This window comes from Deltaproteobacteria bacterium, from assembly GCA_016183235.1.
GTDB lineage: Bacteria > UBA10199 > UBA10199 > DSSB01 > JACPFA01 > JACPFA01.
The window spans coordinates 34,724-54,362 of the sequence record JACPFA010000003.1; the positions used below are offsets into that span (position 1 = coordinate 34,724).

The following is a 19,639-nucleotide window of genomic DNA, read 5'->3' on the forward strand; positions in this document are numbered from 1 at the left end:
CTTTGATCCGGCATCCATTTGTCTATCTTTCACTTGTTTTGTTCTTTTTCTTCACCCTACCCCTTTACGCCAAAGAACAAGACATGAAGGTCTATCCCGAAGAGTTAGACGCCTATAATGCTTATTTAAAATTCAAAGATGTCAAGGCCCGCACGTTGATCAACGATGTGCTTAAAAAAGATAGCAAAAGCCCGGTGTCTTACTTTGTATTAGGCTTACTCACGCGCGAAGATGAGGGCGACACCACCCGCGCCCTGCATTATTTTAAAAAATCAATCGAATTTGCCGAAGCCCAATGTGGAAAAACTCCCTTAGCCACCAATTGTGTCAAATGGCATTCGCTTGCTTATCAAGAAAAAATCGAGGCCCTCAAGAGCCTTGATCGCGCTCAAGAGGCTTATGAAAGTATTATGCACTATGACACTTTATATAATCCTAAACTTGATCAACAAAAGATTTGGCCTTTAATCAAAATGCGCCGCCTTGACGAAGCTGAAGTTTTTGCCAACAAAATACTCAAAGAAGGAGTCACGGCCGATCGACTTCATGGTTTAAATTCCCTTTGTGTTTTATCTTCTGAACGCAATCAAAGAATTTTAAGCGATCAAGTCTGCACCGAAGCCGGTGGTAAAATTAATTCGATGGTGATTCAATATAACACCGCCATTGCAAAGTTTTCGATCTTTGATCTACCCGCCGCTGAAATAGTGGCCCGCCATGGCACTACTTTGCCCAATGACATGTATGGCAGTGCGTGGGAAATTCTCATTTACCAATACACCTTAGAAAATCGATTTTCAGAAGCCCTCTCGGCTGCTAAACAGGCCTCGGAAGTTCATCGCGGGTTTAGTGGTTTAAAAGAAGAATTAAGCCGGGCCCATTTTCTTAATGCCATCTCGCAATTGCTTTTCGCCCTCGGGCGCCCTGAAGATGCCTATCGGCTGGCTCACGAAAGTCATGAATTGCCCGACCGCACCGGGAAAGTGAGTGGCAACCCGCGCTTTGACCAACTCATGAATGATGCCTATTATTCCATGGTGCTCAAAACCTATGCCGAATATTTGAACGAGGCCTATCCTCAACTGACCTGGAAAGAAAAATTAAAAACCATGGGCAAACAACTCGAAATCAAATTCACCCGTTATTTACTGCAAAAGAAAATCAAAAAATTGTTGCAAGAACAAGATTTGTTAGTTCGGTTGGTCACGCCCTACCCACCGTCTTTAGGCCCTTTAGAAACTTTACCCTATTGGTTGGTAGGGAGCTTATGTGAAATTACTGGCGACGGAGTTTTCGAACACGCCCTCCAAACTTCCCAGGCTCGCGAAACCGAATTGCTGGATAAAAGCAAAGGCTATTATCTAGCCGCTTTAACTCAAGAAAGATTCTTAAACGGCGATTACTCTAAAACTGTAGAAATGGCAAAAATCAGCCTAGAGAACCTCCCGATTGAAGAAAGATTGCAACGTGATTTACTAAAAACTTTGCTGGCCTACTCCAATTATCAATTGGGGCAATATGAGGTTATGAAAGGCCAATACATTGAACTGCTTCGTTCCACCCCAAGTTTTTTGCGGGTTTTTCAACTGAAACTTCCCGTAAAATTTACGGTGGAACCTGGAAAATATTCAAATACCGCTTATCAATTACTCAAACAAAGCCCTCGTTTTAAAAATGATGCGCATGGTATCAATCTTAATATTCAATCGGGTGAAGATTTTATTTTTATCTGCTTGATGGACGATTATCATTCGATGATTCATTGTACTCGCAGCGATGTTAAAAACGATAAAAATGGGCAATTCACAGTAGAAAAAGGAGTGCAATCGTTTTTGGTTGAAGCCTTTGCCCCAAAAATTGACCTCTCTCAACTCGATGTAAATACCTTAAATGGCGTCCCCACCAAAGGCATTGGTTCTGAACAAATTCAAAACTTACTAGGTACCCCATGAGGTTTACGACACCTCGTCATCCCGGCCCTGAGCCGGGATCCATCTTAATCTTATTTTCCATTTTTATCATCTTAACCAGTCAACTTTGTCATGCCGAAGGAGGCGACCTCAAAGTCTACTCTGAAGAACTGGCCAGCTACGAAGCTTATCTAAAAGGCAAAGACGTTCAGGCCCGCAAACTGATTCAAGAAGTCATGGCCAAAGATGCAAAAAGCCCGGTGGCTTATTTAATGTTGGGGCTACTCACTCGCACGGATGAAGGCAACACCACCCGCGCCTTACTTTATTATAATAAGGCCATTGAATACACCGAAGCGCAATGCGGGGTAACTCCGCTTACCACCAACTGTGTGAAATGGCATTCGATTGCCTATCAAGAAAAAATCGAGGCCCTCACCAACCTCGACCGCCCGCAAGAGGCTCTTGATATGATTGCCCACTATGATAGTTTGTATGATCCTAAACTCGAAGTTCAAAAAATCTGGCCACTTTTAAAATTACATCGCCATGCAGAGGCCACGGCGGTGGCTGAACAAGTCATCGCAACTGATACACCTGAAAACAAATCGATCGCCCTCAATGCCTTATGCGCCATTGCCGCCGACCTCAACGACCGAATAAAAAGCGACCAAGTTTGTAGTGAAGCCACTGCGCAATCAGAATCGATGGTCATTTATTCCAACACCCACATCGCCAAATTTGCTATTTTCGATCATGAAGGTGCAGAACAAATCGCTAGAAAAGGGGCCCTTTACCCCACCGATTTTTATGGTTCCGTTTGGGAACATCTTGTCTCTCAATATACCCTCGAACAACGCTATGCTGAGGCCCTTTCAGCCGCTACTCAAGCTGCCAACGTACACCGTGGGTTTAGCGGCCTAGAAGAAGAACTAAGCCGCGGCGATTTTTTAGAAGGAGTATCACAATTATTATTGGCGCTGGGCCGTATGGAAGAGGCCTATCGTTTTGCCAAAGAAAGCTACGAATTACCTGATCGCACGGGCAATACCAGTGTGACCCCTCAATTTGATGAATTCACCCACGAAGGGTTTTACTATCTCATGCTAAAACTTTATGAAGAACAATTAGCAGCTCAAATGCCACAACTTAGTTATCGAGAAAAATTCAAAACATTTTTTCATCTTTTAGAAATTCGCTTCACTCGCTTTACGGTCGCAAGAAAATTAAAAAAATTATTACAGGTCAAAGATCACCTTGCCTTAATAGTTACGCCCTATCCTTCTTACTCCGGCATCAGTGGCACCATACCCTTTTGGCTCGTTGGTGGCCTATTAGAGGTGACAGGCTCAGGGCCTTTTCTTAAAGCTATTGAACAAAGTCTCTCCCATGAAACTGGGTTGCTGGACAAAAGCGAACCCTATTATCTGACCCTTAAGGCCCAAGTTAATTTTTATGAACATAATTATTCGGAAACCATCCGCTTAAGCGAAGAGGCTCTAGCCAAATTTCCACCCCAAGAAGCCATGCTAAGGGATTTACTCAAAACGCTATTGGCCGTTGCCAATGGCAAACAAGGTGAGCTGGCTTCGCAAAAAAATCTTTATATTGAAATTTTGCGATCCAATCCCCTTTACTTACGTTTTTATCAAATCCCCATTCCTGTTCACTTCACCACTGAGCCAGGCACACACACCAAAAAAGCTTTGAATTTATTAAAGCAAAGCCCTCGCTTGCAATCTAACCGTCAAGGCATTGAATTACACATTCGTTCGAATGAGCATGCACTTTCGCTATGCTTGCAAGACGATTACCACTCGGCCATTCACTGCACCGAAAGTGAAATTAAAGTTGGCAGCAAAGATCAATCCGTTGAAAAAACTGTGAGCCAATTCATTCAAGAGGCCTTTTCCCCCAAAGTCGACTTGTCTCAACTCGACGTCAACACCTTAAACGGTGCCCCCACCAAAAGCTCTGGCACCGAAGCTATTCAAGATTTGTTAAAATCCACTCATTAAATCAGAAATTAAGTAAAAGAATTGGGGCAGGCTTGTTTCGTCGGCCGGCGCTCCAGCGGCGACCTTCATGGGGTCAGCGGGCACGGAAGCCTTCCGCGTTCCCGCCAGGCGGGCCGCGGTTTTCCATGCCCGCTGACCCACATGAAGGGCCCGCCGCTTCCGCGATGGCCTCCTCAACAAGCCCACCCCAATTCTTTTACTTAATTTCTGATTACCCCGTTTATGTTGACACCAAAATCTTGTAGGAGTATTTGAGCAACATGTCTTTACCCAATCGCCTCGAAACCCAATGGCCCGAATTAAAACTTAAGCTTCAAAACAAATGGGATCGCCTAAGCGACACCGATTTAGAAAAGATCAACGGCCATTTTGACCTCTTAGTCAAAACCTTGCGTAACTTGTATGGTGGCAGGATAGAAATCATTCAAGAAGCCGCAATTCGCGATAGTTTAAACGAAATGCTCACAGAACTCGAAACCAATAAAAACATTGTTTGACACCCCTGCTGCTAAAGAATAAAATCTGGAGGGTTGTTGTTGCAAGTTCCATGTCATCCCGGCCTTGAGCCGGGATCCATGATGGCCGAAGCGATTTTCCGTATTAAACAAAAGGTTTTAACCATGAAAATTTTTGCTTGTCTTTTCCTAACTTCTTTATTCCTCTGGCCCACTATGTCCCATGCCGATTCTTGGGCTTGGCATAATAAATACATGCGCGAACGCGGCTTGGTGACACTCTCCGAAACCACCACCAACAATCAATATGCCCGCATCGAAGAAATCGTTTTTACCGACGATTACGCTCAACCGGATTCCACTTATGTTAAACAACACCTCCAACTTATTTCCTGGTATCCTACCCAACCCGCAAAAAAATTCTTAAACCGAATAAAAATTGGTCAGACTAACCAATTAGATATTTTAAAACTTCTATCGGGTCCCAACCTTATTGGGCTTGATTACCCAAGTGAACAAGAAAAATGGGTTTATTATTGGATATGGTCTTATGATTTGCGTTACCCGATTGAAGACACACTGGTAAAAATGGATCATCCCGGCAGAAGGCTCTTGCGAGGTAAAAACCCAGTGGAATTAGAGATCATTTTCGATGATAAAGACATTGTAACCGATGTGCGTATGAGGCTCATCAAACGCGGCCCCGAAATTTAGTTGCTGCTGAAAAACGCCAATCTACTGCGTTGCTTGCTTCGCATGCTTCGTCAACGTACTGTGAGTACGCCTCCTTGCATGCTCGCAAGCGCCTTGTATCTTGGCATTTTTGAGCAGCAACTATAGAAATATTGTTAAACTCTCTTCTAAATCCCCAAAATTCTCTAGCAAGAAATCCGGCCTGGCTTTTTGCAAAATATCCCAAGGCGTCGAGCCCGTTGCTACTGCCACTGTAGTGGCTCCTAAAAGCTTGCCACAGCGAATATCGTGAATCGTGTCTCCAACAACCCACACATCTTCAGGATGAATACGACTACCCAAATGGGCCATACCTCGCTCCATGGCTAAGCGAGTTAAAGCCAAACGATCTCTCGTATCGCTCCCAAAACCCCCAAAATTAAAAAATCTTTCCAGCCCCGCTCTTTTTAACTTCATCCAAGCCGTGGCTTCATAATTCCCTGTCGCCAAACCCAAATAACCCAATTGTCGATCTTTAAGCGCTAACAACAACTCCGATATTCCGGCCATCAAACGAAATTTGGGGGCCTGTTGTAAGGCCTGTTCCATATGAAAGGAATACCTTGCCTCAACGGCCTTTTCTTCATGGGCTTTGGGCTTTCGCCCCCATTGTTTGAGAAAAAGCTCTTCGATGATGAGAGGATCTGTCTTTCCATCGGGATTAATCCCTTGCCATACCTCCAAAACACCATGCAGTTCATGAAAGGTACGGTCAAAGGCCGCTTTGCCAGCCCCGCCGGTTAAAAGGAGGGTCCCATCGATATCAAATAAAATTAATTTTTTAGAGGGTGAATGCTGGCTCATAACTGTTTGAAATTATTTAATTTTATTTTTCAGTTCCTTATTGACACAAAACGTCAAAAAAACTTAAGATATCCCTAATTATTACCACAACAAACTGGGTACCCCACCCGATAACTTTTCTCAAGAACGAGTTTTTCAGGGGGAACCTTTTCATGGGTAAGAGAGTTCAAGTGACCGACAATACAGAATCTTTAAGAAAACTTACAGCTAATATTCAAGCGTTAGATGCTGCTTTAGCGGCTGAACCTCGTTTTCAGACCTGCGGTGCACTGACAGGGACAGAGCCTGAACTTGGCATCACCAACGAAATCCTTGCTCGAGCATTCAAAGATTTAGGCCAATTAAATCCCGAAGAACGCAGCGCAGCTTTAGCAAGCCTCCGCTACGGAACTTTTGAACAAATCTCCGCTGCCCTAAGCCCCGTTGATTACTCTCCCGAAGATCTTAACACTAATGCTGCATTTGCTTTTAAAGCTTTAACCCAAGCCCTCGAAGGTGATGCAGCTGCCTTAGCTTTGGTAGGCGATTATTGTGCTTCTACCGATCCTGAAGTCGCTAAAGGGTTTATTGCCGTCGTTGCAAGCTATGGAACTTCTGCTGCTCAAGCCGTGTTGGCTAGTTTAGCACAAAGGACTGATGTCGCTGGTTCGGTGCAAGCTTATCTTCACTCGATTCAAAGCAACGTTGCAGAAACTGTAGCTGAAAAACAAGAATCTAAAGAAGCTGCCAACAAAACCGTAGCTGCTCTAGTTCCTCAAGGTGCTACTCCTATCCACTATACAACCCAAGCAGGCTCGGATGAAGCCCCAGTTCTTGATCCTGAATCAAGCCCTACGATTGCCACCCCAGATTCAGCTACAAATGCTCATGTATCTTCCAAAGCCATCTCTGCTATCGTCGAAACATTTGAAGATGTAATTTCCAATAATCGTTTTGGGGCTAGTGCCCTTGCTGCGGTTAATCCTACTTCACTCGCTGCTCGCATTGTCGAAATACCTTTTGGCGATCATTTTAAACGAGAAGTTACATTAGCTGTGTTGGGCCAAGCCATCGCCGATCTCACTGGTCGTTATTTTGAAGGACCTCTTGCCGAAGCTAAGGTCTTTGCTGAACGAGTCAGTGCTTTGGTGGCACAAAACCCTCAGTTTGTTGTTGCTTCACCAGCTTCACCTACCACGAGTGTTGGAGAAAATGTTTCTGTTAACACGACTGTGCCCACCTATGCCTCTTACGCCCCTGTAACAGCCAATCCTAATGTGTCTGAACCTGCTGTGACTTATGTTCCTTTAGCAAATCCTAGAAATTCTGGTCTTTCAGATCGCGGGACTTACACCCTCGGTTTTGAAACAATGCCTACTGAAAATGTTTATCTCCGAGGCTTGGCTTCCAATCCTTTGGTTTCCAGCTTGGCTGGCATGATGGGCATTTCAAATTTACCTACTGCAGCTTCCGCCTTGTCGGCTTTTAGAGCTTCTTCGAGTAGCCATGCCTATATTGAAGCTACCCGCGAATCCGATGGCCAAGGTACCGGCGATCAAGGCCGCGGTGATGGCCACAGCCCACAAGATGATCATCCAGAACTTGCTTTCGTTGATAACGACCAACCCAGCACTCATCAACGGGCAGAAAGCCGCAATACCGTTATTGTATAAACAGATGTCATTGCGAGTGAAACGAAGCAATCTTCCATTTTAGTATGCATAAACCCTCCTATTTAACCCTATTCCACAGCGGCGAATTACACAGGCGTGCTGACTTGCTTGAACAGCGCTTAAGCAAATGTGTGATTTGTCCACGTCATTGCGAAGCCAATCGTTTGGCAAATGTTGAGGGTTTTTGCCAATCAGGTCATCGCCCTTTAGTGGCAAGCCATGTTGCCCACTTTGGAGAAGAACCCATATTGGTGGGAAGCCATGGTTCGGGGAATATCTTTTTTGGCAGTTGTAACTTGCGTTGTGTGTACTGCCAAAATTGGCAAATCAGTCACACCCAAAAGGGTGAGCGGCCGGGTGAAATTAGTTTTGAACAATTGGCCGACATGATGATCGATTTGCAAAATCAAGGCTGCCACAATATCAATTTGGTTTCGCCTTCGCATTTTGTGGCCCAAATCATGAAAGCTCTGGTGTTAGCTTGCGAGCAGGGCTTGCGGCTCCCCCTAGTTTATAACACCAATGCCTATGATGATTTAGAAACATTAAAAATGTTACGTGGTGTGATTGATATTTATTTGCCTGACCTCAAATATGCCAATGATCAAAATGCCATTAAATATTCCCAAGCTCAAAATTACCAAGCGATTTCTCGCCAGGCTATTCAAGAAATGTTTAACCAGGTGGGTTTATTAAAATTAGACAAACAGGGGCTCAGCCAGCGAGGCTTGATTGTCCGCCATTTGGTGTTGCCCAATGGCCTGGCCGATAGTCGTGAAAGTTTGACTTGGATCGCTCAAAACTTATCTCCGCAAGTTAACATTTCAATCATGAGCCAATATTATCCGACTAACAAAGCAACGCGCGTACCCTTATTATCGAGAAAAATTCGTGAGCATGAATATTGGGAAGTGGTTGATTTGTTGGAAGAACTGAAGATGGAAAATGGATTTTTACAAGAGTTTGAAAGCGCAGAAACCTATCGGCCTGATTTTAAACGGAATGAGCCATTTGATAATATGGAATTGCTGTCATTGCGAGCCCCGAAGGGCGAAGCAATCTCTTCTGTCTAACCGGTGGGATTGCTGAGTTTATCCTGAGGCTTTGCGAAGGACCCTTGTATGACCTCGCAATGACAGATTAAGATTTAAAGTCCCTTCCACACAATGTCTGTTTGCTTAGCATCGTGGTTCGTCATCCGTGCCGCTACAAACAAATAGTCAGAAAGACGATTTAAATATTTGATTAAAACAGGCCGTACGGTTTGTTTTTCGCTTAAGGCCACGAGTTTACGTTCAGCTCGACGACAGACAGTTCTGGCCAAATGTAAAAAACTTGCCCCTTGGCTACCACCGGGGAGAATAAAATTTTTCAAAGGTTTTAGCCTAACATCAAAGGCGTCGATCCAATGTTCTAACTGAACCACGGGGGCTTCTTGTAAAAAACTAAAAACTAATTTCTCATTGGCCGATACGGTGGACAGTTCAGAACCTATGGTAAATAGCGATTCTTGAATCGTTTGCAATTGAGTCGCCAATTCTTGATCTTGGATAAAAGCCCGGGCACACCCTATTGCCGAATTGAGTTCATCAATTTCCCCATAAGTATCAATGCGGGCATCACTTTTTGGAAACGGCCCACCCCCAAACAAATAGGTTTTCCCTTGATCACCTTTTTTAGTGTAGATTTTCATAGAGTCTCCGTCATTGCGGACTCCGATCCGCAATCTACTGTATAGATCCCGGGTCCCCGGATCAAGTCCGGGGCAGGCTCGTCCGGGATGACGCTTCCCGGTAACTCGCACAAGAACTACGGGTTTCCCACAACCTCACCTCATTCACTGGCAGACCTTTTTCACGGGCATAATCAAAAATTAATTTTGCAATATTTTCGGCAGAAGGATTTTCTTTCATAACATACAGAGGTTCTTTTTGGGCACGCAAAATTTCCACAAAAGGATCTTGGCTACTTAGAATCATTTTATGATCTAAATTTTCATCTAAAAACTTTTTAACGATCGCTTTGATTTCACCAAAATCAACCACTAACCCACGAGCATCGAGCTGGTTAGTTTGAATTTCAATTTCCACCAAACCATTATGGCCATGCAGATTAGCACACTTGCCGTCATAGTCTAGCAAGCGATGCCCATAACAAAACTCCATAATTTTAACGACTTTAAACATAGTTTGACCATCCTTTAGCAAACGGGTGACCCGGGCAGGGGGCCCCCCACCAGCGCGGAGTCCACGTTTCGTGGACGAGCACTGCTGGGGGAAGGCCCGGGGCCGGGCCCGTTTGCTAAAGGATGCTCCTCCCTCCATCTACATGAACCAGCGCCCCTGTCATATAATCCGTTCCTTCAATTAAAAACTTTACCGTGTTAGCAATATCTTCTGGCCGACCGATACATTTCAAGGGAGTTTTGGCCAAAACCTCTTTTTTCACCTTTGAACCCAAATCGGCTGGCCACATCACGGGCCCCGGCAATACCGTATTCACCTGCACTTCAGGGGCCAAGCTTTTGGCCAGGCCTTGGCTCAACCCTACCAAAGCAGCTTTGGCCGCACAATAAGGAATATAACCTGTATAAGGCCTTAACGCCGCCCAATCTGCTATATTAATGATTTTCCCCCTACCTCGCTTTTTCATTTTAAGCCCCAAACTTTGACTTAAAAAATAAGGAGCGCGGGCATTGACGGCAAAAAGGTCATCCCATTCCGAAAATTTTGTTTTTCCCAAAGGAGTCGGATAAAAATTGGAGGCATTGTTAATCAAAACATCCAGCCCACCGAACGCCTGCCAAGCCTTTTGGGCTAATAGTTGCAGGCTTGCCTCTTTAGACAAATCACCTTGCACCAAAACAACTTCGCCTCCTTGGGCAAGGATTTGCTTTCGCAACATTTGAGCCTCATGTCGACTACGATGATAATGAACAACAAGCCTAGCGCCCGATTGAGCCAACGTTAAAGCCAAGACCTTCCCCACTCGCCGACCTGCCCCCGTAATAAGTACTCTCACACCTTTTAATTGCATAACCCAACCATGAGCACACTTAGAATTAAGAGGTCAAGGAATTGTAAAGAATCCTCTATTTCATCTGCAAATCACCGTACCTAAAAAGAGAGTGAAGTGACTTTGAAGGTGAGGTGGTTTCGCCGACCCGGCGCTCCAGCGGCGACCCTCATGGGGCTAGCCGGCATGGAATCCTTCCGCGTTCCCCCGCCAGAGGCGGGGGCCTCGGCTTTCCATGCCGGCTAGCCCGCATGGGGGCCCCGCCGCTTCCGCGATGGGTCGGCGAAACCACCTCACCTTCAAAGTCACTTCGCTCTCTTTTTATATTTCTCAAATATTTGCAGAGATATAAAAGGTTTTACTGAAGTGGGCTAGAGGGTAATTTGAGAACTTTTAGCACAGGAGTGAAGCCGTAGGAGGTTCAAAAAATCCTATTATTTTTTTGAATTAGAGGATGACAGAGGAATACTCTAATTCAATAAAAATAAAGGATTTTTTGGACCGAGTAGGCTTCACGGGTGCGAGTTCTCAAATTACCCTTTAGCCCACTTCAGTAAAACTTTTTAGGTGCGGCAATGTGTAAATGAATTGAAGAATGAAAATGAAGATTGCCACGCTATCGTGGGTTACCCGATCAAGTCGGGTAATGACATGGATTACAATGACATTATTATTCAGAATGACACTTGGGTTTCGAAATAGTAAAGATTAGGGAGTTGAGTAAATTCGCCTACTGCACGCCCGAAGGGGAAAAAAGCCCCGGCGCTTAGGTCTAACCAAGAAAATGTCTGATAAGTAATTTCAGGGTTGATAAAAAAAGACGTCCCCACGAGGTCATAGACGACTAAAATATTTCCTTTCCATAAGGGCGTAAAGTCATAGCGCATTTGAACATCTAAAAAATGTGGATTTTGTGTTTTGATGGGTTGAGCCGAATTTTCATGAAACAAAAAAAGCGGTCTAATAACGCTTGTGGCCTGGCCATTATAAAAATATCCCCCTAATATATAAAAAGAATTGGGGAACCCATAATCAACTTCTAGACTAGCTTGAATAAAATTTTTACTAAACTGGGCTTGATTATAATTTAACTCCCCGCGAATGCCTAATCCACTGATCTCTCCCGCCGTGTCTATGCCAAAGATATAATCTTGCAAAAATCGCCCCCCGTAGAGAGCCACATCGAAATGACGAATGGTTTGCGTTACCCGCAAACCCAGTCGTGATTCATCAAAATTATTATCTGCGGTATAAACTAAATTGAGTTTTGTTGAGTCGCCAATACGGATGAGCAGGTTGGCCGCATCCACCCCGGGTTTTTCTTCTTTTTCAACGTCAAAAAGGGTTAAAGGGGTAAACAAATCTGCTGGCGAAAAAATCCTCGCCGAGCCCCAATCGATTTTTTGTCTTCCTACAGTTAAAGAAGTTTTTCCAAAATCCATTTTCAAATAAGCACGATAAAGATTTTGGCTATAGGAAAAATTGGGTTCTCGATTGGGCTCCCAATGTAAGTCTAAATATCCCGATTCTCGCAGGGCCTGACGGGCATTGAATTGAAAACTGTTAACCCAGTCCCCACCCACTAACTCGTTATCCCAAATAACTTTTAGGAAAAAATGTTTTAAAAATTGACTATCCCATTCCAGCCGTAAGCGATTAACATCCCCCACAAATAGGTCATCATCTAAAAGCCCGCGCGAACTTAAAAACAGATTTTTGTAATAACCTTTGAGAGAGAGTGAAAAATCTTTTTGATCAATAACGGGCCGGGCCTGCAAGGAAAGCGGTAAAAAAAACAAAAAGAAGAAAAATAAATTTTTCATCCCACTTGTCTCATGGCTTCCATCGGTTCTAACTTAGCGGCCTTCCAGGCTGGGTAAAAAGCAGCTAAGAGATTAGCACAAAGCACAACTAAAATGGCTAGCCCCACGTGTTCCCAATGAATCTTTGGATAAATAGTAGTGCCAATAAAAAAGTTAGAAAAGGTTTCTCCAAAACGAGAAAGATCGATCCCCCTTTTTGCCAAAATAGCGGCAATGCCCATGCCTAGGCCTGCTCCCATGACTGTACCCACAAAGGTAAGCCACAGTGTTTCTAGAAAAAGTAATAAGGCCACTTGTGGGTCTTTGGTACCAAGCGCCTTCATCAAACCAAATTCTCGAATGCGCTCGATATAAGACATCATGAGGGTATTCAAAACTCCGGTCCCTAAAATACTCAGCACAATCACCACTACAATAAAAATCATGCGTTGTTGAAATTCGACTAATTGCGAAAGCATGGGTGCAATCTCTTCCCAAGGCGAAACTTTGTATTTGCTAAGGTCAAGTTTTGCGCGAAGTGTTTCAAGAATGGGCTTGATGGGAAGATCGGGATAAGTTCGAATGATGATCTTGGTTTTTTGCTGCTCCAAGGCCAACATGCGTTGCACAATGGGTTGATTCAAATAAACTGTGGAATGGTCAATTTGATCCGAACCCGTCTTAAAAATCCCCACCACCCGAAAAGATTCGCCCACCAATGACCCATAGCGATCTTGCATCACCACCACGACCTTATCGCCTAAACCCACTTCGAGCTGTTTGGCCATGGGTTCGCCAATCACGGTCTCATGCTCATCAGCGGTCGTAATATCGCGGCCTGCGGTTAGATAATTTTTGGGGTTAAATTTATTTTCGGTCGCTGGATCCGCCCCCACCACAAAGGTCATCATAGAATTATTGGCTGAAGAAATAATCCCTGAGGTTAAAATTCTTTCAACATATTTTTCAATGCCAGGGGTTTCGGCTAAAATCTTTCGCACTTCTGCGGGGTCTTCGATAAAAATATTAACATTGTAAAGACCTTCGGCACCTTTGGGATAAATTTGAATGTCGCCGGTAATAAGGCTCTTAATCCCTTCTTTCATTTGATATTGAAAGCCATCTACAAAACTCCACAAAAAAATTACCGCCGCTAATCCAAAAGAAACCGCGCTAATCGTAATAAAAGATCTGCGTTTGTTGCGCAGGATATTACGCCAAGCAATTTTAAAAAAAATCGTCACCGATCCTCCACCACTTCACCGTCTTTTAAACGAATCAAGGTTTGAGTTTTTTCAATCACCATCGGGTCATGCGAGGCCACCACAAAGGTCATGGCAAAAGATTCTCCCAATTCTCGAAAGAGAGAAATTAAATCTGCCCCGGTTTTGGAGTCGAGATTGGCCGTGGGTTCATCGGCTAAAACAAGGGCTGGATTAGCGGCAATGGCCCGGGCTACCGCCACGCGCTGTTGTTGGCCTCCGCTCATATGAATAGGGCGAGTATGAATATAATTAGCCAACCCCACCCGCACGAGTAATTCTTCAGCCCTTTGTCTGCGTTGCTTGAGCGCAACCCCTTGCAGCAACATCACATACTCAACATTTTCATAAGCGGTAAGCACCGAAATTAAATTATAGGCCTGAAAAACAAAACCGATTTTGTGCAAACGAAATTCTGCCAACTGGTTTTTGTTGAGAGAAGATAGATCCTGCCCATCAATCAAAATCTTGCCTTCGGTAGGGTGATCCAGCGCCCCTAAAAGATGCAAGAGTGTGGATTTGCCCGAACCCGAGGGCCCTGCTAGGGTTACAAATTGACCTTGCTTGATTTCCAAATTGATATTCTTGAGCGCTTCCACCGCAATTCCATCGGAATGATAGGTTTTAGAAAGGTTTTTGAGAGTAATCATGAAATACCATCACTCTTTTTTGGTAAAATGTTGCTGGGAAAAAATCCAATCGGCGATTGGCGGTGTGGGATTAAAATCAATAGTCAGCAGTTTTAATAAAGTTTTTTCGCCCCCCTTGGCTACATTTTCCATGTCCCAAACGGTGGGCAGTAAAACTCCATCCATCTTTTTAAACTCCGTAAACTTCATGTGTTTGATCAACTTACCTTTTTCATCATAAAAAGATTGCGCTAAGGGCAGCAACTCTTCTTTCCACATCCAAAACACCACCTTACCCCAAACCACGGGTGCATTGGGTTTGGGTAAAAGCTCGATTTGCAAAACGGTTTTGCCCTCTTTTTTTTCTTCATTCAAAATTTGATGGGTGTAATCATCGATATAACTGGACTCTTTAACTAGATCGTCATTGGTAAAATCACTACCCATCCACGATTGCAGCATCATCGAAGGGGGAATCTTCATGACCTTTTCAACATTCGGCAAATAACTCCACAAGTTGTAGCCCAGCCTTAAAAAACAAGTGCCCTCGTCTCGCGCTGGCCCCAAAATGCGAAGGAAAACCTTTTTGTTTTTTCGATCATCCCAACTTTTAATTTTAAGGGTACGACTCCAAGTAGGGCGCTGCACGGTCATTTCATGAAGGGAAACATTGATCTGCCCACGTAAGTGCTCGATCATGGTGGTAACCATGGCCTTGGCTTGTGGATCTTCAACCGGAGTCGCTAAAACCCTCACTTGCAGAAGAAGTAAAATCCCCCCTATCATTGTTAAAATTTTCATGAGATGCCTATAATACCCAAAGGTTTGGTTTGTCACTCATTCAAGGGGACCTCAAGCCATTCAAGGCTATTTGCGACGCTTGGGCCGACTTTTAGTTTCCATTTGTTGAATCAAGCTATCAACTTCTTTTCTTTTTGCAACCATGAATTCGCTCACTTTATTTAATGAAGAAGACAGAGGGCTATCATAACCTCGTAAAACATCTAATTGACCCTCTAACTCTGCTAGGGTGCATTTCAGATCCCTTGCATTTTCACGAGTCACGGTTTGATCTCTAACTTTTTGAAATTTCGCCAAAAAAGTTAGGTTTGTAACATCCTTATCGTAAAGGGAAGTTAAGGCTCTCAAATCAAGCATATCGGCTTCCCGAACCACCGTTGAGCGTTCTTGCTGGACGTATTCAAGAAGCCCCTCAAAATCAGTTCCATGATTTGTAATATCGATATCGCCAATTGATAAAGACCGATAAAGTCCATCCAATTGATGCTTCACATCCAAGTGATGAAGCAGAAATCCTACCTGAGGATCAATCTTTCTAAACCTTGTATAGCCATCATCATCAAAGTCATGTTTATCAGGATCTGCTTTAAAATAGGCTGTCACAACATAACTATCGTAAATTTTTAAATGACTAATTAAGTGATTTAAGGCGGTCTCTCGTAAAAGATCGCCTTCAGCACTTGGATCTTTCAGAGCATCGATGGCTTCTTTCGTGTATTTTTCGATAGATTCTAAATCTTGTGGAGTTGCTTCTCGTCTATCGCCTTTAAATAATCGGTAATCTTGCCAATGAGGGTCTTGACCATAAACACTTGAAACACTTGCCCCATATTGTAGAGTTTGTAAAAAATCTGGCCTCCCCAAAGGGCTTTCATCTTGTCTTAAAATGCTACAAGCAGGATCTTCTACATCAGGGCGACAGGCATTAAGCTCAGCATTGTTGCGCACTTCATAAACCTGACCACCTACTTCACACTTCTGGTACCGAATATCATTGGAGGGGGAACATCCCTTAACCATAAACCATACTCCTTTAACCCCCCTACTTTTATATCGACTCAAAGCAACGACCAGTTGTTAAAACTCATTAAAGATTTTTTAATAAATTCATTAAGTTGAGTATATTATGGCTGTTATTTGTACACGATGCATGATCAGATAGAGTCCACAAACCAAAGTTCGTTACTTTTTAGTATACTTTTTAGTATAGTTTGACAAAGGTACGGATAATTGTATATACTTCTTGTTAGGCAAGCATGTTATGGAATTTGTAGGCATTAAAGAACTTAGTCAGAACACTTCAAAATATGTCAATATCCATGATTGGGTCATTGTCACTAAAAATGGTAAACCCGTGAAATTGATATTAGATATAGAGGGTGAGGAACTTGAAGATCTGATTTTGGCTAAACATTTTGATTTGGAAACCCTCGCAGAAAAGACTAAGAAGGAATATCATAAGGAAAAAACAAGCACTTTCGAAACCTACTTGCAAAGACGTAAATAAAATCCCACATGGTCTTTGAACTTCATCTGACTAAAGTTATTCAGAAAGATTTCGATCGCATCCCTCAAATTTGCTTTGAGAAGATTTCCAAAGAAATTTTGAAACTAAAACAGAACCCTTTCCCTGAAAAGAAACGCATTAAGAGAATTAAAGGTACAAAGCTACCCCTCTACCATTTACGTGTAGACACACCCAACGATTCTTATCGCATTTTCTACTTTGTTGAGAGGCCCAACGTTATTCTATTATTACGTGCTGTTTCTAAAAAAACGGCCGATAGGGTTATTCGATCTATTTTAAATTAACCATGAAACTTTCTTGTCTATCAACCGTCGTACTAGCCAGTGGGGGCAATGGTTTTTCATCCGGATCGCCTGGCTACCTGGCTGGCCAAGCATTGGCGTATTCTGGCAAATATTTGTCATTCGCTAGAGTTTCAAAAAAGTCCCCCAATTGATCATGATCAATCTCCTCATTATGTTCACTCAACCATTGGTCAATTCGCAAATAAATATCTGACTTGAAAGCTTGGTAGGGCCATCGTGTGGCAACTTGTCTTAGCTCTTCACTTATTTCATTTTGTGAATTAAGCGCCGGTAAGGAATAGTGTTCAATAAGGTGCTCGAAAAATGCCAAGGTTACATAAATGCGTCTACCTGCCTTGGAATTCAATAAACTATCTTTGCTGGTGCGAAATCCTTCGTAAGGATCCACGAACGTTGGAACTTTGCTGCGAATATAGGCCGTAATCATTTCTGGCCACAATTCATTACTATGAACCAAGGCATAAACCGACGGGGCTTGCTTAGGATTGGCAACCAAAAACCGGTGGAGGCCTGCAACTACATGACCTTCATCAGAGGCAACAGCATTTGTAGCCCAGTAAGTATGTTCAAAAAAAATTTTATCAACCCAAGGAGTTATGATTTCTTGATCAGGTTCTTTAATGACTTCATCGAGTGTATGACCCAGTTCGTGAATAAAAATAACATGGGCATCATCTCCATATAAAGCCGCTTCAGGAATAATGATATAAAATTCTCCGCGATAGTAAGTGGTGCTTGGGTTACAATCCGACTCAATCCCACTAGTAAATAAATTAACTTGGTGTTCAAAGGCATCACATTCATCTTTATTTTTAGCCACTAGAATATTGATTCGACTTTTTTTAAGGGCAAATTTTAAAAGTGGGCTCCTCTCTAATACGGGCGTCAACACACGATGGATCACTCGGGAAATGGAATAGGCATAGGACTGCGATTCATAGACCTTAGTCGTTTGGAATGGGATCCGATTTCCATTGGGATTGGTTACAAAATAGGGCTCGTCTTCATAAATCCCCATCCTGACTCGCAAACGTTCCCTACCAGGAAATGCCCTATTTTTAGGGGTTATAAAGATCCTTAAACGATATTTATCCTCCAAAGCACCTTGAATTTCCAAAGTGGGTAATGGGGCCAAATTAGGTAAAGCTAGGGCTAAATGATCTGGAATACTTTTCAAAACCCTTCCAAATCCGTCTTCTCTGATCATATGAATTTTTGATTTAAAATTTGTTGGATTACCCATTAACTCCAACTCGATTGCTCGCGCATATTTTGTCCATTCCTGCCATAAATTGGTTGCTACCAACCGAAGCTCCCCAGAACCATGATTCATCAAAGCCGCCAGAATATGTGATCGATAGGCATTGAAATCAGAAGGCGCGGCTATCGAAAAATGATTCAAATCTCCATCTAAAGGCAATCGCACATAGCAAGGAAAATACCGGTGACCCAAGCTAGTTATTTCGGCATCATCCGCATCGGCCATGAACATAAAAAGCTCAATAAATTTTCCATCTGCACTGGGAGCGGCATACAATACTTGATGATGAAATGGATTTTGTAAGTGTGGGTCTCTTTCTTTTAGATCAGAATCAGTAAAAAAATAACTGGCTTGGGGTTCCCATGAAAAGACAGGTAATAACTTTTCAAGATGGGCTTCATCCATTCGAGGGTCTAGATAGGCACGAAGATAAAGGCGCAACACATTTGAAGGGTAGGTGTTACTGGCTAATTTCTGCAGTAATGGCATAACATTTACAACTTTATGATAGGAAGGGATATCACTTAAACCAAAATCTTGAACAAAGATTTGTTTTAATACTGAATGCTCAGACAACAGATCTCGTTGGTAATCTTCATAAGTAAACACATGATCTTCACCAGCAATGTTTAATAATGACTGAAAATAATAATCAACTTTTGCTTGAATAGATTGGTTGCTTGCAAAATGACCCACGGAACAAATTTCATCTTCACCGCACATCCCTGGATCATAGGGTTTGCCAAAGGGGTCTTGAACCCCTCCCCCACTTAACCAATCATGGTTAGAATAATTCCCTTCTGCTTCGGTAAATCTCAAGGCATCCGCTGGATAAAAAGAGGTAAGCCCATGGAGGATTTGTTCATGGGGTGCCCATAAGGCTTGTTGGTAGAAATGATAAAGGGAAGTTACTTGGGATAGTTTTTCTTCAGCAGAATTCGAGGTCAATAAAATTTCATTTGCTTGCCTGGGAAATTGCTGGATCAAGCGATCTTGATAATCTTCAATTTTTAAAGTGGCCGCATGATTTTCTTCAGAGCTATAAATATCTAGCTGCCTCACTGGTGGCAGTTCAAACTCCACACAACCTAAGGAATGAATTGTGGAGTTTCTCAAGATTTCAGCATCAACTTGAACTTTCTCAAGCTCTGGCAAACATACTTGACGGATACCCATACCATCTACTTTTTCTCCCCCCCATTGATTGGATATATTATCGACTCAAATCAACAACCAGTTGTTAAAACACCTTGAAGATTTTTCAATAAATTCAAATAATTAAGTATATTTTGATTTATTTTTATACATAATTCACTCTGCTAAAATTTGCCCCAACCCAAAGGCCTTAACAAAGGTAGCTAATGACCTTAAGGATTGTACTCGCCATAATGACAACAGATTAATTTTACTTTTTTTGGCATACCCAAAAAAAAGTATTTACTTTTTTTGGCATACCCATAAAATA

18 protein-coding genes are annotated in these 19,639 nt (G+C 42.9%); 8 read left to right on the plus strand and 10 right to left on the minus strand.

Annotated features, from left to right (window positions below):
* The first annotated feature begins 38 nt into the window (after window positions 1–38).
* The 4 genes from HYU97_00535 (at window position 39) to HYU97_00550 (ending at window position 5,097) form a co-directional block, all read left to right on the plus strand.
* Window positions 39–1,952 carry a hypothetical protein gene (locus HYU97_00535; GenBank protein MBI2335239.1) on the plus strand — a complete coding sequence of 638 codons (1,914 nt, stop codon included), beginning with the start codon at window positions 39–41 and terminating at the stop codon, window positions 1,950–1,952.
* Window positions 1,949–3,928 (plus strand): hypothetical protein, encoded by a 1,980-nt coding sequence (locus HYU97_00540; GenBank protein MBI2335240.1) that lies wholly within the window; start codon window positions 1,949–1,951, stop codon window positions 3,926–3,928. The genes HYU97_00535 and HYU97_00540 overlap by 4 nt, the downstream gene beginning before the upstream one ends.
* Before the next feature lie 260 nt (window positions 3,929–4,188).
* The gene (locus HYU97_00545) at window positions 4,189–4,425 is read left to right on the plus strand and encodes a hypothetical protein (protein ID MBI2335241.1); all 237 of its coding nucleotides are present in this window, start codon (window positions 4,189–4,191) and stop codon (window positions 4,423–4,425) included.
* Window positions 4,426–4,461: 36 nt separating this feature from the next.
* Window positions 4,462–5,097 (plus strand): hypothetical protein, encoded by a 636-nt coding sequence (locus HYU97_00550; protein MBI2335242.1) that lies wholly within the window; start codon window positions 4,462–4,464, stop codon window positions 5,095–5,097.
* A gap of 120 nt (window positions 5,098–5,217) precedes the next feature.
* Here the strand turns inward: HYU97_00550 and HYU97_00555 are convergent, their stop codons facing one another.
* Complete coding sequence (locus HYU97_00555; GenBank protein MBI2335243.1) at window positions 5,218–5,919, minus strand: HAD hydrolase-like protein; 702 nt, start codon at window positions 5,917–5,919, stop codon at window positions 5,218–5,220.
* 152 nt (window positions 5,920–6,071) lie between these two features.
* Here HYU97_00555 and HYU97_00560 point away from each other — a divergent pair, with 152 nt between their 5' ends.
* Entirely contained in the window at window positions 6,072–7,571 is a 1,500-nt protein-coding gene (locus HYU97_00560) for a hypothetical protein (protein ID MBI2335244.1), read from the plus strand.
* Between the two features lie 44 nt (window positions 7,572–7,615).
* Complete coding sequence (locus HYU97_00565; GenBank protein ID MBI2335245.1) at window positions 7,616–8,644, plus strand: radical SAM protein; 1,029 nt, start codon at window positions 7,616–7,618, stop codon at window positions 8,642–8,644.
* Between the two features lie 74 nt (window positions 8,645–8,718).
* Here the strand turns inward: HYU97_00565 and HYU97_00570 are convergent, their stop codons facing one another.
* The 8 genes from HYU97_00570 to HYU97_00605 all read right to left on the minus strand — a co-directional run bounded on the left by HYU97_00570 (window position 8,719) and on the right by HYU97_00605 (window position 16,100).
* Entirely contained in the window at window positions 8,719–9,264 is a 546-nt protein-coding gene (locus HYU97_00570) for a cob(I)yrinic acid a,c-diamide adenosyltransferase (protein ID MBI2335246.1), read from the minus strand.
* Window positions 9,265–9,325: 61 nt separating this feature from the next.
* On the minus strand, window positions 9,326–9,757 hold the full coding sequence (locus tag HYU97_00575; GenBank protein ID MBI2335247.1) for a 6-carboxytetrahydropterin synthase: 432 nt from the start codon (window positions 9,755–9,757) through the stop codon (window positions 9,326–9,328).
* Between the two features lie 115 nt (window positions 9,758–9,872).
* Window positions 9,873–10,607, minus strand: coding sequence for an SDR family oxidoreductase (locus HYU97_00580; GenBank protein ID MBI2335248.1), 735 nt, complete (start codon window positions 10,605–10,607; stop codon window positions 9,873–9,875).
* Between the two features lie 653 nt (window positions 10,608–11,260).
* Window positions 11,261–12,409: a hypothetical protein gene (locus HYU97_00585; GenBank protein MBI2335249.1), complete on the minus strand. Its 1,149-nt coding sequence runs from the start codon at window positions 12,407–12,409 to the stop codon at window positions 11,261–11,263.
* A complete protein-coding gene (locus tag HYU97_00590; protein MBI2335250.1) occupies window positions 12,406–13,632 on the minus strand; it encodes an ABC transporter permease in 1,227 nt (408 codons plus the stop codon). The genes HYU97_00585 and HYU97_00590 overlap by 4 nt, the downstream gene beginning before the upstream one ends.
* Window positions 13,629–14,300, minus strand: coding sequence for an ABC transporter ATP-binding protein (locus HYU97_00595; protein ID MBI2335251.1), 672 nt, complete (start codon window positions 14,298–14,300; stop codon window positions 13,629–13,631). The genes HYU97_00590 and HYU97_00595 overlap by 4 nt, the downstream gene beginning before the upstream one ends.
* 9 nt (window positions 14,301–14,309) lie before the next feature.
* Window positions 14,310–15,080, minus strand: a complete 771-nt coding sequence (locus HYU97_00600) for an outer membrane lipoprotein-sorting protein (GenBank protein MBI2335252.1) — start codon at window positions 15,078–15,080, stop codon at window positions 14,310–14,312.
* A gap of 66 nt (window positions 15,081–15,146) precedes the next feature.
* On the minus strand, window positions 15,147–16,100 hold the full coding sequence (locus HYU97_00605) for a hypothetical protein (GenBank protein ID MBI2335253.1): 954 nt from the start codon (window positions 16,098–16,100) through the stop codon (window positions 15,147–15,149).
* 241 nt (window positions 16,101–16,341) lie between these two features.
* Here HYU97_00605 and HYU97_00610 point away from each other — a divergent pair, with 241 nt between their 5' ends.
* Entirely contained in the window at window positions 16,342–16,587 is a 246-nt protein-coding gene (locus tag HYU97_00610; GenBank protein ID MBI2335254.1) for a hypothetical protein, read from the plus strand.
* 8 nt (window positions 16,588–16,595) lie between these two features.
* The gene (locus HYU97_00615) at window positions 16,596–16,892 is read left to right on the plus strand and encodes a type II toxin-antitoxin system RelE/ParE family toxin (GenBank protein ID MBI2335255.1); all 297 of its coding nucleotides are present in this window, start codon (window positions 16,596–16,598) and stop codon (window positions 16,890–16,892) included.
* Between the two features lie 73 nt (window positions 16,893–16,965).
* Here the strand turns inward: HYU97_00615 and HYU97_00620 are convergent, their stop codons facing one another.
* Window positions 16,966–19,350 carry a hypothetical protein gene (locus tag HYU97_00620; GenBank protein MBI2335256.1) on the minus strand — a complete coding sequence of 795 codons (2,385 nt, stop codon included), beginning with the start codon at window positions 19,348–19,350 and terminating at the stop codon, window positions 16,966–16,968.
* Window positions 19,351–19,639: the final 289 nt, after the last annotated feature.

Bases quoted from the DNA above. Each gene is read 5' to 3' on its own strand.
- HYU97_00540 (MBI2335240.1), top strand. From the start codon at position 1,949: ATGAGGTTTACGACACCTCGTCATCCCGGCCCTGAGCCGGGATCCATC.
- HYU97_00545 (MBI2335241.1), top strand. From the start codon at position 4,189: ATGTCTTTACCCAATCGCCTCGAAACCCAATGGCCCGAATTAAAACTT.
- HYU97_00555 (MBI2335243.1), bottom strand. From the start codon at position 5,919: ATGAGCCAGCATTCACCCTCTAAAAAATTAATTTTATTTGATATCGAT.
- HYU97_00560 (MBI2335244.1), top strand. From the start codon at position 6,072: ATGGGTAAGAGAGTTCAAGTGACCGACAATACAGAATCTTTAAGAAAA.
- HYU97_00565 (MBI2335245.1), top strand. From the start codon at position 7,616: ATGCATAAACCCTCCTATTTAACCCTATTCCACAGCGGCGAATTACAC.
- HYU97_00570 (MBI2335246.1), bottom strand. From the start codon at position 9,264: ATGAAAATCTACACTAAAAAAGGTGATCAAGGGAAAACCTATTTGTTT.
- HYU97_00575 (MBI2335247.1), bottom strand. From the start codon at position 9,757: ATGTTTAAAGTCGTTAAAATTATGGAGTTTTGTTATGGGCATCGCTTG.
- HYU97_00580 (MBI2335248.1), bottom strand. From the start codon at position 10,607: ATGCAATTAAAAGGTGTGAGAGTACTTATTACGGGGGCAGGTCGGCGA.
- HYU97_00585 (MBI2335249.1), bottom strand. From the start codon at position 12,409: ATGAAAAATTTATTTTTCTTCTTTTTGTTTTTTTTACCGCTTTCCTTG.
- HYU97_00595 (MBI2335251.1), bottom strand. From the start codon at position 14,300: ATGATTACTCTCAAAAACCTTTCTAAAACCTATCATTCCGATGGAATT.
- HYU97_00600 (MBI2335252.1), bottom strand. From the start codon at position 15,080: ATGAAAATTTTAACAATGATAGGGGGGATTTTACTTCTTCTGCAAGTG.
- HYU97_00605 (MBI2335253.1), bottom strand. From the start codon at position 16,100: ATGGTTAAGGGATGTTCCCCCTCCAATGATATTCGGTACCAGAAGTGT.
- HYU97_00610 (MBI2335254.1), top strand. From the start codon at position 16,342: ATGGAATTTGTAGGCATTAAAGAACTTAGTCAGAACACTTCAAAATAT.
- HYU97_00615 (MBI2335255.1), top strand. From the start codon at position 16,596: ATGGTCTTTGAACTTCATCTGACTAAAGTTATTCAGAAAGATTTCGAT.
- HYU97_00620 (MBI2335256.1), bottom strand. From the start codon at position 19,350: ATGGGTATCCGTCAAGTATGTTTGCCAGAGCTTGAGAAAGTTCAAGTT.